Raw genomic sequence first — 13,430 nt, 5'->3', positions numbered from 1 at the left:
GGCGCCCCGAGCCTTGTAGAGAGTGGGGTTATTTTTATGGTACTGATTATCGGGCGGGGGATTATGTTATCCCCTCATCCCTGTTTGCCGGATTCCTCCGGCATCAAAATTACTTTTTTTTCACCGGACGCTGCCAGCCCTGTTTATGGACCTGCGGCACGCGGCTTAAAACCAGTTCGTTATCGGCGACATTACGGGTCACTGTCGTGCCTGCCGCTATGGTTGCCCCTTTACCCACGCTCACCGGGGCCACCAGTTGGGTGTCGGACCCGACAAACACATCATCGCCAATAATCGTCTTGTGTTTGTTGGCCCCGTCATAATTACAGGTGATTGTCCCCGCGCCGATATTGACGTTGTCGCCAATTTCCGCATCGCCAAGATACGTCAGATGACCGGCTTTCGAGCCTTTGCCCAGACGCGCTTTCTTCATTTCAACGAAGTTACCTACGTGCGCACCTTCCTGTAATTCAGCACCCGGACGCAGGCGGGCAAACGGGCCAATCGTACAGGCAGCTTCAAGCGTGGCATCTTCCAGCACACTGTAAGGGCTGATTTCACAGTCATCGCCAATTACGCTGTTTTTGATGACACAACCCGCGCCAATTTTCACGCGGTTGCCAAGTTTGACGTCACCTTCAACAATCACGTTAGCATCAATCTCAACATCCCGCCCATGCGTCAGGGTTCCACGCAGATCGAAGCGTGCCGGATCGCGCAACATCACGCCAGCAAGAAGCAATTTTTCAGCCTGCTCAGTTTGATAGACACGTTCGAGGCGGGAGAGCTGGAGGCGGTTGTTCACCCCCTCCACTTCACTCAGGCGCTGCGGATGGACGGCTGCGATTTCATGACCTTCCTGATAAGCAAGAGCAATGATGTCGGTGATGTAATACTCACCCTGCGCATTATTATTGGTGAGCTGACTCAGCCAGCGTTTCATGTCGCCGCCGTTTGCTATCAGAATACCGGTATTGATTTCCTGGATCTGGCGCTGCTGCTCGGTAGCATCTTTATGTTCAACAATGCCGGTAACTTTACCGTTCTCACGCGTAATTCGGCCATATCCACTCGGATCGTCAAGCTTCACGGTGAGCAGACCAATCCCCCCTTGCGGCTTTGCTTCGCGCAGGCGGGTGAGGGTATCGATGGAAATCAGGGGCACATCGCCATAAAGCATCAGGATATCTTCGTCGTCAGCGAAGAAGGGCGCAGCCTGCTGCATTGCATGCCCGGTGCCCAGTTGCTCAGCCTGTAACACCCAGTTGAGTTTGTCGTCAGACAGCGTTTGTTTTAATAGATCGCCGCCGTGCCCATAGACAAGGTGTACATGATCGGCGCCAAGATTATTCGCCACATCAATAACATGCTGAACCATCGCTTTCCCTGCAAGGGTATGCAGCACTTTCGGAAGATCGGAATACATGCGTGTGCCTTTGCCAGCGGCAAGGATCACCACACTCATTTTCGTGTTCAACATACGCGTCCTGACTTTAATTTGAGTGGAAGTTTTACTGTTTCACCTTGAAAATTCTACATTTTTTTCAACGCGAAATGGCAAGAAAGTAAAATGCACAACCTGCCTTATCAGAGCGTAATTTAGGGCATTTTTTTTGCTTTTACACGGTACTTTATCTGCAAAAATAGCGCTTCCTGCCCGGATATCGTGAGCAGGACGATGTTTTTGCTATTTTTTTTAGCGGTGAATAAAGTCTTGAGCAGGGCATTTGTGTCATCAATAAAAGTACAGATTTTGCCCATAAAAAAAGCCAGCCTGATAATCAGACTGGCTTTTTGACTTTAAGCCGGTGTTACATCGCTTTTTTGGTCAACTCGATAACGCGCAGTTTCGCAATAGCTTTCGCCAGTTCGGCAGACGCCTGAGCGTAATCCACGTCGCCGTGCGAGCTCTTAATGTGCTCTTCGGCCTTACGTTTCGATTCCAGCGCTCGCGCTTCGTCGAGATCCTGGCCACGAATAGCGGTATCAGCCAGTACGGTCACGTTGCCAGGCTGCACTTCAAGAATGCCGCCGGACAGATAGATAAACTCTTCATGACCGTGCTGTTTCACGATGCGGATCATACCAGGCTTAATGGCGGTGAGCAGCGGCGCGTGACCCGGGTAAATACCCAGTTCACCTTCGCTACCCGTTACCTGGATTTTCTCGACCAGACCAGAGAACATTTGTTGCTCTGCGCTGACGACGTCCAGGTGGTAAGTCATTGCCATATCACCCTCCGATTAAGGCGTTAAAGTTTTTTGGCTTTTTCCACGGCTTCGTCAATGGAACCGACCATGTAGAACGCCTGCTCCGGCAGGTGATCGTATTCGCCTTCCATAATGCCTTTAAAGCCACGGATGGTGTCTTTCAGGGAGACGTATTTGCCCGGAGAACCGGTAAATACTTCTGCCACGAAGAACGGCTGGGACAGGAAGCGCTGGATCTTACGCGCACGTGCTACCACCAGTTTGTCTTCTTCTGACAGCTCATCCATACCCAGGATGGCGATAATGTCTTTCAGTTCCTGGTAACGCTGCAGGATAGACTGTACGCCACGCGCAGTGTCGTAGTGCTCCTGACCAACCACCAGAGGATCCAGCTGACGGCTGGTGGAGTCCAGCGGGTCAACGGCCGGGTAGATACCCAGAGACGCGATCTGACGGCTCAGTACCACGGTTGCATCTAAGTGCGCAAAGGTGGTGGCTGGTGACGGGTCAGTCAAGTCATCCGCAGGTACGTATACCGCCTGTACGGAGGTGATAGAACCGGTTTTGGTGGAGGTGATACGTTCCTGCAGAACGCCCATCTCTTCCGCCAGCGTCGGCTGGTAACCTACCGCAGAAGGCATACGACCCAGCAGCGCGGATACTTCCGTACCAGCCAGGGTGTAACGGTAGATGTTGTCAACGAACAACAGTACGTCACGACCTTCGTCACGGAACTTCTCAGCCATGGTCAGACCGGTCAGTGCAACGCGCAGACGGTTTCCTGGCGGCTCGTTCATCTGGCCATACACCAGGGATACTTTGTCGATAACGTTGGAGTCGGTCATTTCGTGGTAGAAGTCGTTACCCTCACGAGTACGTTCACCTACGCCCGCAAACACAGAGTAACCGGAGTGCTCGATCGCGATGTTACGAATAAGCTCCATCATGTTTACGGTTTTACCTACACCCGCACCACCGAACAGACCCACTTTACCGCCCTTAGCGAACGGACACATCAGGTCGATAACTTTGATACCGGTTTCCAGCAGTTCCTGAGAGTTTGACAACTCTTCGTAGGACGGTGCTGCACGGTGGATCGCCCAACGCTCTTCTTCACCGATGTCGCCTTTCATGTCTACTGGTTCGCCCAGTACGTTCATGATACGACCCAGTGTTGCTTTACCTACCGGGACTTCGATCGGGTGAGCCAGGTCCGTTACTTCCAGACCACGACGCAGACCGTCAGAAGAACCCATTGCGATGGTACGTACAACGCCACCGCCGAGCTGTTGCTGAACTTCCAGCACCAGACGCTCTTCACCATTCTTTACCTCAAGTGCATCGTACACTCGTGGTACGGCATCCTGAGGGAACTCGACGTCCACCACGGCGCCGATTACCTGGATAATTTTTCCAGTAGCCATCTTGAATCCTCTACGAAATTCGTAAACCTGGTTAAACCGCGGCGGCCCCCGAGACGATCTCGGTGAGTTCCTGAGTAATGCTGGCCTGACGAGCTTTGTTGTAAACCAACTGCAGCTCTTTAATCAGGCTGCCGCCATTATCGGTCGCGGCTTTCATCGCCACCATACGTGCGGCCTGCTCGCTGGCCAGGTTTTCAACAACACCCTGATAAACCTGAGATTCCACATAACGACGCAGGAGAGTATCCAGCAACGCCTTCGGATCAGGTTCATACAGATAATCCCAGGATTTACGCTTCAACTCTTCATCTTCTTCTGCCGGTAACGGCAGCAGTTGGGTGATGGTTGGAACCTGAGACATGGTGTTGATAAATTTGTTGCTGACAATGTAAAGCTTGTCCAGACGACCTTCGTCGTAGGCCTGCAACATCACTTTAACCGAGCCGATCAGTTCCGACAGGGACGGGTTATCACCCATACCGGTCACCTGGGCGACAACGTTGCCACCAACGGAATTAAAGAAGGACACGCCTTTCGAGCCGATCATCGCGAGGTCGCTCTGAACGCCTTTATCGGACCATGCTTTCATATCCGCCAGTACTTTCTTGAACAGGTTAATGTTCAAGCCGCCACACAGACCACGGTCGGTCGACACCACCAGGTAGCCCACACGTTTAACGTCGCGTTCTTCCAGGTAAGGGTGCTTATATTCCAGATTACCGTTCGCAAGGTGACCAATCACTTTGCGCATGGTATCTGCATAAGGACGGCTGGCCGCCATGCGATCCTGCGATTTACGCATTTTGGAAGCGGCGACCATTTCCATCGCTTTAGTGATCTTTTGCGTGTTCTGGACGCTTGCGATCTTACTACGTATCTCTTTTGCGCCGGCCATGAGCTTCTCCTCAATGCCTTGCGGCCTGCCCTAAGGCAGGCCACCAGACGTTACCAGGACTGGGTTGCTTTGAAGGAATCGAGGATGCCTTTCAGCTTGCCTTCGATTTCGTCGTTATAGCCACCGGACTGGTTGATCTCTTGCATCAACGGAGCGTGGTCACGGTCAACGTAAGCCAGCAGAGCGGCTTCGAAGCTACCGATTTTCGCCAGTTCTACATCCGCCAGATAACCACGTTCTGCTGCGAACAGAACCAGAGACTGCTGCGCAACGGACATCGGCGCATACTGTTTCTGTTTCAGCAGTTCGGTCACTTTCTGACCGTGGTCAAGCTGTTTACGGGTTGCATCGTCAAGGTCAGAGGCAAACTGGGAGAACGCTGCCAGTTCACGATACTGCGCCAGCGCGGTACGAATACCACCGGACAGTTTTTTCATGATCTTGGTCTGCGCTGCGCCACCCACACGGGATACGGAGATACCCGGGTTAACCGCAGGACGAATACCGGCGTTAAACAGGTTGGTTTCCAGGAAGATCTGACCATCGGTAATAGAAATTACGTTAGTCGGAACGAACGCGGAAACGTCACCTGCCTGCGTTTCGATAATCGGCAGAGCGGTCAGAGAGCCGGTTTTCCCAGTCACTTCACCTTTGGTGAAGGCTTCAACGTATTCGGCGTTAACACGCGCAGCACGCTCCAGCAGACGAGAGTGGAGGTAGAATACGTCGCCCGGGAATGCTTCACGTCCTGGCGGACGACGGAGCAGCAGGGAAATCTGACGGTAAGCAACGGCCTGTTTAGACAGATCATCATAAATGATCAGCGCATCTTCACCGCGGTCACGGAAGTATTCGCCCATCGCGCAACCGGCATACGGTGCCAGGTATTGCAGTGCGGCGGATTCAGATGCGGTAGCCACCACAACGATGGTGTTAGCCAGCGCGCCGTGTTCTTCCAGTTTACGCACCACGTTAGAAATGGTGGACGCTTTCTGGCCGATAGCCACGTAGACGCACTTGATGCCGGAATCACGCTGGTTGATGATAGCGTCGATAGCCAGAGCGGTTTTACCGGTCTGACGGTCACCGATGATCAATTCACGCTGACCACGACCGATTGGGATCATGGCGTCAACGGATTTATAACCGGTCTGTACCGGCTGATCGACGGATTGACGTTCGATAACGCCCGGCGCGATAGCTTCAACAGCGGAGAAGCCGTCGTGCTCCAGCGGACCTTTACCATCAATCGGCGCACCCAGGGTGTTCACAACGCGGCCCAGCAGACCACGACCAACCGGAACTTCCAGGATACGACCCGTACATTTAACCTTCATGCCTTCGGCGAGGTCAGCGTACGGCCCCATCACAACGGCACCTACAGAGTCGCGCTCCAGGTTCAGTGCGATAGCGTAACGGTTACCCGGCAGGGAAATCATCTCACCCTGCATACAATCGGCCAGGCCGTGGATGCGGATAACACCGTCACTTACAGAAACAATAGTACCTTCGTTGTGAGCTTCACTCACAACATTGAACTGAGCAATGCGCTGCTTGATCAGTTCGCTGATTTCGGTGGAATTCAGTTGCATGCTCCAGTCCCCTTAAGACTGCAAGACGTCTGCGAGGCGTTCAAGACGGCCGCGTACGCTACCATCAATGACCATATCACCCGCACGGATGATAACACCTGCCATTACAGACTTATCGATTTTGCAATTCAGCTTAACTTTGCGTGACAGACGTTTTTCCATCGCGGCGCTGATTTTCGAAAGCTGTTCTTCACTCAGTGCGGTCGCAGAGGTCACTTCGACTTCTGCGGTAGCCTCGCTGGCTGCACGCAATTGAACAAACTGCTCAAGAACATCAGGAAGCACTTTAAGACGACCATTTTCAGCCATCACCCGAATCAGGTTCTGACCGTTGTCGTCAAGTTGCTCCCCACAGACTGCGATAAACGACTCGGCAAGCGTTTCCGGTGCAATAGCACCGGAGAGAAGCTCTGCCATATGTTCGTTTTTCGTCACCTCGGCTGCGAACGCCAGCATATCCTGCCAGCGATCGACACCCTGGTGTTCGACAGCAAAGTCAAAAGCTGCTTTGGCGTAGGGGCGAGCTACCGTTACAAATTCAGACATCGGCCCCTCCCTCCTTACAGTTCAGCGACCAGTTTATTCACGATGTCGCTGTTAGCAGCTTCATCCACGGAACGCTCGATGATCTTCTCGGCGCCGGCAACAGCCAGCAGAGCCACTTGTTTACGCAGCTCTTCGCGAGCGCGTTTACGCTCGGCGTCAATTTCCGCCTGAGCCTGCGCCACGATTTTGTTACGTTCCTGCTCGGCTTCTGCTTTCGCTTCGTCCAGGATCTGAGCGCGGCGTTTGTTCGCCTGCTCAATGATGACCTGAGCTTCTGCTTTCGCTTTTTTCAGCTGGTCGGTCGCATTGGCCTGTGCAAGGTCCAAATCCTTCTTAGCTCGTTCCGCAGAAGCCAAACCGTCAGCGATTTCTTTCTGACGTTTTTCAATGGCTGCCATTAATGGCGGCCATACATACTTCATGCAGAACAGAACGAACAGGACAAACGCGATGGCCTGGCCGAGGATTGTTGCGTTTAGATTCACAGCACAATGCCTCTTATCTGGTTAACGTTCTAAATACTTGCTGTAAAAAGCAACCCTTACTACGCGACAGCAAACATCACGTACAGACCCAGACCTACAGCGATCATCGGGATTGCGTCCACCAGACCCATAACGATAAAGAACTGAGTACGCAGAAGAGGAATCAGATCAGGTTGACGCGCTGCGCCTTCCAGGAATTTACCCCCGAGGATGCCGATACCGATCGCAGCACCGATTGCCGCCAGACCCATCATAATAGCGGCAGCCATGTACAGCAGATCCATATTCAGGTTTTCCATGACAGTCTCCAGATTGTTTCAGTTAAAACGTAGTAGTGTTGTTAAAATCAATGCTCTTCAGACGCCATCGACAGATAGACGATCGTCAGAACCATGAAAATGAAGGCTTGCAGCGTAATAATCAGGATGTGGAAAATGGCCCACGGCACATTCAGGATCCACTGTGACCACCACGGCAACAGACCAGCAATCAGAATGAAAATCAACTCACCGGCATACATGTTGCCGAACAGTCGCAGACCGAGAGAAACCGGTTTGGACAGCAGGCTCACACCTTCCAGGATAAGGTTGACCGGGATAAACACCGGGTGGTTGAACGGCTGGAGTGTCAGCTCTTTAGCAAAACCACCCAGGCCTTTCATTTTGATGCTGTAGAACAGAATCAGGATAAATACGCCCAACGCCATCGACAGAGTGATGTTCACGTCTGCGGACGGCACAACGCGAAGAGCAGGTAGACCAAGGTATTTTTCAGCGATGGTCGGCAGCAAATCGATAGGCAGTAAATCCATCAGGTTCATCAGGAATACCCAGACGAAAATCGTCAGGGCCAGTGGCGCGATAAGCTTGCTTTTGCCGTGGTACATGTCTTTCACGCTACCGTGGACAAAACCAATAACCAGCTCAATCGCGGTCTGGAATTTCCCCGGGACGCCGCTGGTGGCCTTTTTGGCTACGCTACGGAACATCACCAGGAACAACAGACCCAGAACCACCGAGAAAAACATGGAGTCAATGTTGAGCGTCCAGAAGGTGGCCGGGGGGTTATGCGGATCCACCAGCGAAAGCGTACGAAGGTCAATCTGAAGGTTGTTCAGATGGTGGCCTATGTACTCCTGCGGTGTTGAGATTTCTCCTGCAGACATGATGCCTCTTACCCTTTGTTGTTAATTACAGCGGGTGCCAGTATCTGAACAACCAGCACCGAAACCCACGTGACTATCAGCGGTAAAAACACCGCCTTTAAAACCGCCAGCGCCACCACCAGCAACACGAATGTTGCTAACACCTTGAACACTTCACCGAAGGCGAAGGACCAGGCCACTCGGCCTTTAGCTGGTGTATGCGCCTGATGACGCCAGGCAAAAATCATAAACAACATATTCGGCAGAACGACTGCCATACCGCCGCACACGGCGGAAGTGCCCCAGAAGGGGTCTTTGAGGCTAAACAGCAATCCGCTTGCTATTACCGCCAGGAACTGAATAAGCAGAAGCCTGCGAGCAACATTTCGACCCAAGAGCGACACAGACATCACTTTTAACTCCTGCTCACTTCGGGGTAGGCCGCGTGTCGTATAAAACGTTCTTTAAGGCCTGGAGTCAAGCATCAAAAAGCGGTCAAATTATACGGTGCGGCCTCGTGATTTCAAACAATAAGTAGCGAAAAGGTGAATAAATGTTTAAATAATTTTCCCGAGGGCTATTTTTCAACTTTTAGCGAAACTGTGAACCATTATGCAAAACGTCGAATAACGCGAAACAGCTGCTGTTAAAGCGTGCACCAGATCACAAATTAAACATTTATGCGCTCGCCAAAATATTCACCTGAGGAATTTGAGCCTTTTCATCTTTTTGATATTCAAGATGATTACTGACAACTCTTTTTAAAACAGCTCGCTATACAATAAAAACCTTTCATTGACATTTATAATAATCATTTAACATTCATAAATTGGTACAACCTGCCGATTTTTAGCAGACTGATATTTTCGCAGTTGACTATTTTAAGGGTTAAGCAAAAGCCCAGCGTTAAAACATCGAAAAATCAAAGTAAAATATGCGTTAAATGTAACCGAACGTATCACTGTTTTTTACGCCGTTTTTTAACATTCAGAAAACAGCACGAATTCTACATTTTTTGATAAAAATTAAATTTTGTTTGCCTTAATGACCACGAGATGTCGGTCGCCCTCAAGATGCGGTACATCTAATTTGACGATAGATTCTACTGAAAACTGAGCAGGCAGCGTGTCAATTTCATCATTGGGAATCAACCCCTTAAGGGCATAGAACTTGCCTTGTGTTCCTGGCAGATGCTGGCACCAGTTCACCATGTCATTCAGCGATGCGAATGCCCGGCTGATGACCCCATCAAAAGGCGGCTCGGCCGGAAAATCCTCGACGCGGCTCTGTACGGGAGTGACATTCGTCAGATGAAGCTCATGCTGAACCTGGCGCAGGAAACGGACGCGTTTACCCAGGCTATCCAGCAGCGTGAAGTGTGCGTCAGGAAGAACAATAGATAACGGGATCCCCGGCAGGCCCGGCCCCGTACCGACGTCGATAAACCGCTCCCCCTGCAAGTGTGGCGCCACCACGATACTGTCCAGAATATGGCGAATCAGCATCTCGTTCGGGTCACGTACGGAGGTCAGGTTGTAGGCTTTGTTCCATTTGTGAAGCATTTCAACATAAGCCACCAGTTGGTTTTTCTGGTGATCGGTGAGCGAAATACCTGCTTCATCAAGCAGACGAGAAAGTTTATTGAGCACGGTGATTACCTGTCTGAAAAATATGCCCGGCGGCGTTAACGCTTACCGGGCTTAAATCTGTTGCGCTGTCAGGCAGCGCGCTATCTGCCAGTGGAGGTTTAGCGAAGCGTATCAGGCGCTACGGCGCAGCATCCCCTGCTTTTTCAACCAGACCAGCAGAATGGAGATCGCAGCAGGTGTGATCCCGGAAATACGCGATGCCTGTCCGATAGATGCCGGTTTGTGGTCGTTGAGCTTCGCGATCACTTCATTCGACAGTCCACTGACCTGACGGTAATCGAGCGATGCAGGTAACAGGGTATTCTCGTTACGCTGCTGTTTTTCAATTTCATCCTGCTGACGGGCGATATACCCCTCGTACTTCACCTGAATCTCAACCTGCTCAGCCGCCTGTTCATCGCTCAGCCCAGGAACAAATGGTGCCAGTTGTACCAGCTGTTCGTACGTCATTTCCGGGCGACGCAGCAGATCTTCGCCGCTGGCTTCACGAGACAGCGGCGCAGTCAGGTTTTTATTCACTTCCGGCGCGTTTTCCGACGTTGGGTTCACCCAGATAGATTTCAGGCGCTGACGTTCACGTTCGATATTTTCGAGTTTCTCGTTATAGCGAGCCCAACGTTCGTCATCCACAAGACCAAGTTCGCGACCGATTTCGGTCAGACGCAGATCGGCGTTATCTTCGCGCAGCATCAGGCGATACTCGGCACGAGAGGTGAACATGCGGTACGGTTCTTTGGTCCCCAGCGTACAAAGATCATCCACCAGTACGCCAAGATAGGCTTGAGAACGCGCCGGTGCCCAGCCCTCTTTCTCGGCGGAGAAGCGTGCGGCGTTCAGACCGGCTAAAAGCCCCTGAGCCGCCGCTTCTTCGTAGCCAGTGGTACCGTTGATTTGCCCGGCAAAGAACAGCCCGTGGATGAATTTGCTCTCCAGGGTTAGTTTCAGGTCACGCGGATCGAAGAAATCATACTCAATGGCATAACCAGGGCGAACGATTTTTGCGTTTTCCATCCCCTGCATTGAGCGGACAATTTTCATCTGTACATCAAACGGCAGGCTGGTGGAGATACCGTTCGGATAAATTTCGTTAGAGGTCAACCCTTCCGGTTCAAGGAAGATCTGGTGCTGGTTGCGATCGGCAAAGCGCATCACCTTATCTTCGATCGACGGGCAATAGCGTGGGCCGATCCCTTCGATCACGCCTGCGTACATTGGGCTGCGATCGAGGTTATTGCGGATAACGTCGTGGGTCTTTTCGTTGGTATGCGTGATGTAGCACGGCACCTGCTGCGGATGCTGCGCCGCATTGCCCATGAACGAGAAGACCGGCATCGGGTTATCACCGTGCTGCTGAGCCAGAACGCTGAAATCAATGGTACGTGCATCAATACGCGGCGGCGTACCTGTTTTCAGACGGCTTACGCGCAGCGGTAATTCACGCAGACGACGAGAAAGCGGAATGGACGGCGGATCGCCCGCACGGCCACCGCTGTAGTTATCCAGCCCGATATGAATTTTGCCGTCCAGGAATGTCCCGACGGTGAGAACGACCGCTTTGGCACGGAATTTCAGACCCATCTGGGTAACAGCACCCACGACGCGATCGTTTTCTACAATCAGATCTTCGACCGCCTGCTGGAAGATCATCAGATTGGGCTGGTTTTCCAGCGCGGTACGCACAGCCTGACGGTAAAGCACGCGATCGGCCTGTGCGCGGGTCGCACGAACCGCCGGGCCTTTGCTGCCGTTTAGTATCCTAAACTGGATACCCGCGTGGTCGATCGCTTTTGCCATCAGGCCGCCGAGTGCATCCACTTCTTTTACCAGGTGTCCTTTCCCAATACCGCCAATGGCCGGGTTGCAACTCATTTGCCCCAGCGTGTCGATATTGTGTGTCAAAAGCAGAGTCTGTTGACCCATACGCGCTGCGGCCATCGCGGCCTCAGTGCCTGCATGACCCCCGCCAATGATGATGACGTCAAAAGGATCCGGATAAAACATGGTGTATTGCCTCGCATAAAGCGGTTAGAAAGTGGATTGATGCCCGGGCCGTGGATTCTACTCAACTTTAGCTCAGTGAGAAAGCATCAGGATCCCGGGTATTAAAAAGAAGATCTTTATTTAGAGAGATCTGTTTTACTGTGATCTCTTATTAGGATCGACCTGGCTTGTGGATAACCCGGATCCGGATATAAAGATCATGATGTTAGCCTGGATCATTAGCTGTGAATGATCGGTGATCCTGGTCAGTATAAGCTGGGATCAGAATGGGCAGTTATGCACAACTCAAAAACTAAGCGACGGTTATACGTTGGATAACTACCGGTTGATCAACGGTTTTAAGCATAGTTATCCACACTCGATCGCGCGATCTTTAATCGTTATTGAGTAAAATAATCCAGGATCCGAGCCAAATTTCAGCCGGATCTTCAGGAATGTCATGCTCAAGGATGTTGATCTTCTCGGTTTCACCTACCTGTTTTGCCCCACAGGCCTTGAGTGAAACCTCGAGTTTTTCAATCGCACCGCAAAACGTGTCGTATTCGCGGCTACCAATACCAATCGCGCCGAAACGTACGGCGGAAAGGTCAGGCTTTTGTTCATTAAGATCGTCATAAAACGGCTGGATGTTGTCCGGCAAATCGCCTGCGCCATGAGTAGAACTCACCACCAGCCAGGTTCCTTCCCGCGGCAGATCTTCCAGTAACGGGCCGTGCAGGGTTTCGGTTGTAAAGCCTGCATCTTGCAGTTTTTCCGCCAGGTGTTCTGCTACATATTCTGCGCCACCCAGGGTGCTGCCACTAATAAGCGTAATATCTGCCATTAAGTCCACTCCGGTTATGAGCTGCGTATTGTACGCTGTGAATGGACTGGGATCTACCTGTGGACAATATGGGTATTAACGGTGGGGGAAAATGCCCTGTTAAGGGCGGATCGTACGCATGATGGGGTTTTGCAAAGAGATCAGCGTTTCAGTGGACTGGATTTCATCAATTGTTTGGATCTTGTTGATAAGCACCTGCTGCAGTGCGTCGATCGAGCGACACATCACCTTAATAAAGATGCTGTAGTGACCGGTGGTGTAGTACGCCTCGGTGACCTCTTCCAGACTTTCCAGCCGTGCCAGCGCAGAAGGGTAATCTTTGGCGCTTTTGAGGATAATGCCGATAAAACAGCAGACGTCATAACCTAATTGTTTGGGGCTGACGTCAATTCGCGCGCCGGTAATAATCCCCGCCTGCTTCATTTTCTCTACGCGCACATGAATCGTACCCGGGCTTACACCGAATTGCTTGGCGAGCTCTGCGTAAGCGGTGCGCGCATTCGCCATTAAGGCGTCAAGGATGCCGCGGTCCAGATTGTCGATCTGATAATTTTCCATAGGTTTTTCTTATGATAAATAAACATTCTTATTATTTTAGCGGTTAATTATGACGAATCAAAACCCATGAGGCCTTTTTTATTGTTGATTATTGAATAAAGGA

Annotated in this window: 14 protein-coding genes; all 14 read right to left on the bottom strand. The window is 51.5% G+C overall.

The features are described from left to right. Positions 1-109 precede the first annotated feature (109 nt). The 14 genes from glmU to asnC all read right to left on the bottom strand — a co-directional run bounded on the left by glmU (position 110) and on the right by asnC (position 13,327). Positions 110-1,480 carry a bifunctional UDP-N-acetylglucosamine diphosphorylase/glucosamine-1-phosphate N-acetyltransferase GlmU gene (gene glmU, locus L2097_RS23655; RefSeq protein WP_250353783.1) on the bottom strand — a complete coding sequence of 457 codons (1,371 nt, stop codon included), beginning with the start codon at positions 1,478-1,480 and terminating at the stop codon, positions 110-112. Between the two features lie 331 nt (positions 1,481-1,811). Next, a complete protein-coding gene (locus L2097_RS23650; RefSeq protein ID WP_039080007.1) occupies positions 1,812-2,231 on the bottom strand; it encodes a F0F1 ATP synthase subunit epsilon in 420 nt (139 codons plus the stop codon). Between the two features lie 20 nt (positions 2,232-2,251). Further along, positions 2,252-3,634, bottom strand: a complete 1,383-nt coding sequence (gene atpD / locus L2097_RS23645) for a F0F1 ATP synthase subunit beta (protein ID WP_039080006.1) — start codon at positions 3,632-3,634, stop codon at positions 2,252-2,254. A gap of 31 nt (positions 3,635-3,665) precedes the next feature. Further along, the gene (gene atpG, locus L2097_RS23640; RefSeq protein ID WP_039080005.1) at positions 3,666-4,529 is read right to left on the bottom strand and encodes a F0F1 ATP synthase subunit gamma; all 864 of its coding nucleotides are present in this window, start codon (positions 4,527-4,529) and stop codon (positions 3,666-3,668) included. Positions 4,530-4,579: 50 nt separating this feature from the next. Beyond that, positions 4,580-6,121: a F0F1 ATP synthase subunit alpha gene (gene atpA, locus L2097_RS23635; protein WP_047372451.1), complete on the bottom strand. Its 1,542-nt coding sequence runs from the start codon at positions 6,119-6,121 to the stop codon at positions 4,580-4,582. 12 nt (positions 6,122-6,133) lie between these two features. Beyond that, positions 6,134-6,667, bottom strand: a complete 534-nt coding sequence (gene atpH, locus L2097_RS23630) for a F0F1 ATP synthase subunit delta (RefSeq protein ID WP_047372450.1) — start codon at positions 6,665-6,667, stop codon at positions 6,134-6,136. 14 nt (positions 6,668-6,681) lie between these two features. Further along, positions 6,682-7,152, bottom strand: a complete 471-nt coding sequence (gene atpF, locus L2097_RS23625; protein ID WP_007369369.1) for a F0F1 ATP synthase subunit B — start codon at positions 7,150-7,152, stop codon at positions 6,682-6,684. 59 nt (positions 7,153-7,211) lie between these two features. Then, entirely contained in the window at positions 7,212-7,451 is a 240-nt protein-coding gene (gene atpE / locus L2097_RS23620) for a F0F1 ATP synthase subunit C (RefSeq protein WP_004393045.1), read from the bottom strand. Between the two features lie 47 nt (positions 7,452-7,498). Beyond that, the gene (atpB, locus tag L2097_RS23615; protein WP_103281049.1) at positions 7,499-8,317 is read right to left on the bottom strand and encodes a F0F1 ATP synthase subunit A; all 819 of its coding nucleotides are present in this window, start codon (positions 8,315-8,317) and stop codon (positions 7,499-7,501) included. A gap of 8 nt (positions 8,318-8,325) precedes the next feature. Continuing rightward, on the bottom strand, positions 8,326-8,706 hold the full coding sequence (gene atpI / locus L2097_RS23610) for a F0F1 ATP synthase subunit I (protein WP_047372448.1): 381 nt from the start codon (positions 8,704-8,706) through the stop codon (positions 8,326-8,328). Between the two features lie 615 nt (positions 8,707-9,321). Further along, positions 9,322-9,945, bottom strand: coding sequence for a 16S rRNA (guanine(527)-N(7))-methyltransferase RsmG (gene rsmG / locus L2097_RS23605; RefSeq protein WP_047372447.1), 624 nt, complete (start codon positions 9,943-9,945; stop codon positions 9,322-9,324). Positions 9,946-10,056: 111 nt separating this feature from the next. Further along, positions 10,057-11,946: a tRNA uridine-5-carboxymethylaminomethyl(34) synthesis enzyme MnmG gene (mnmG, locus tag L2097_RS23600; protein ID WP_047372446.1), complete on the bottom strand. Its 1,890-nt coding sequence runs from the start codon at positions 11,944-11,946 to the stop codon at positions 10,057-10,059. Positions 11,947-12,319: 373 nt separating this feature from the next. Beyond that, positions 12,320-12,769, bottom strand: coding sequence for an FMN-binding protein MioC (gene mioC, locus L2097_RS23595; RefSeq protein ID WP_047372445.1), 450 nt, complete (start codon positions 12,767-12,769; stop codon positions 12,320-12,322). Positions 12,770-12,868: 99 nt separating this feature from the next. Further along, complete coding sequence (gene asnC / locus L2097_RS23590; protein WP_039079997.1) at positions 12,869-13,327, bottom strand: transcriptional regulator AsnC; 459 nt, start codon at positions 13,325-13,327, stop codon at positions 12,869-12,871. Between the last annotated feature and the right edge of the window lie 103 nt (positions 13,328-13,430).

The sequence above is a fragment of the Citrobacter sp. MNAZ 1397 genome (assembly GCF_023613995.1).
GTDB classification, from domain to species: Bacteria; Pseudomonadota; Gammaproteobacteria; order Enterobacterales; family Enterobacteriaceae; genus Phytobacter; species Phytobacter ursingii.
Note: the sequence above shows the minus strand (reverse complement) of the source record. Positions and strands in the feature narration are given on the sequence as shown.

Bases quoted from the DNA above. Each gene is read 5' to 3' on its own strand.
- glmU (WP_250353783.1), bottom strand. From the start codon at position 1,480: ATGTTGAACACGAAAATGAGTGTGGTGATCCTTGCCGCTGGCAAAGGC.
- L2097_RS23650 (WP_039080007.1), bottom strand. From the start codon at position 2,231: ATGGCAATGACTTACCACCTGGACGTCGTCAGCGCAGAGCAACAAATG.
- atpD (WP_039080006.1), bottom strand. From the start codon at position 3,634: ATGGCTACTGGAAAAATTATCCAGGTAATCGGCGCCGTGGTGGACGTC.
- atpG (WP_039080005.1), bottom strand. From the start codon at position 4,529: ATGGCCGGCGCAAAAGAGATACGTAGTAAGATCGCAAGCGTCCAGAAC.
- atpA (WP_047372451.1), bottom strand. From the start codon at position 6,121: ATGCAACTGAATTCCACCGAAATCAGCGAACTGATCAAGCAGCGCATT.
- atpH (WP_047372450.1), bottom strand. From the start codon at position 6,667: ATGTCTGAATTTGTAACGGTAGCTCGCCCCTACGCCAAAGCAGCTTTT.
- atpE (WP_004393045.1), bottom strand. From the start codon at position 7,451: ATGGAAAACCTGAATATGGATCTGCTGTACATGGCTGCCGCTATTATG.
- atpB (WP_103281049.1), bottom strand. From the start codon at position 8,317: ATGTCTGCAGGAGAAATCTCAACACCGCAGGAGTACATAGGCCACCAT.
- atpI (WP_047372448.1), bottom strand. From the start codon at position 8,706: ATGTCTGTGTCGCTCTTGGGTCGAAATGTTGCTCGCAGGCTTCTGCTT.
- mnmG (WP_047372446.1), bottom strand. From the start codon at position 11,946: ATGTTTTATCCGGATCCTTTTGACGTCATCATCATTGGCGGGGGTCAT.
- mioC (WP_047372445.1), bottom strand. From the start codon at position 12,769: ATGGCAGATATTACGCTTATTAGTGGCAGCACCCTGGGTGGCGCAGAA.
- asnC (WP_039079997.1), bottom strand. From the start codon at position 13,327: ATGGAAAATTATCAGATCGACAATCTGGACCGCGGCATCCTTGACGCC.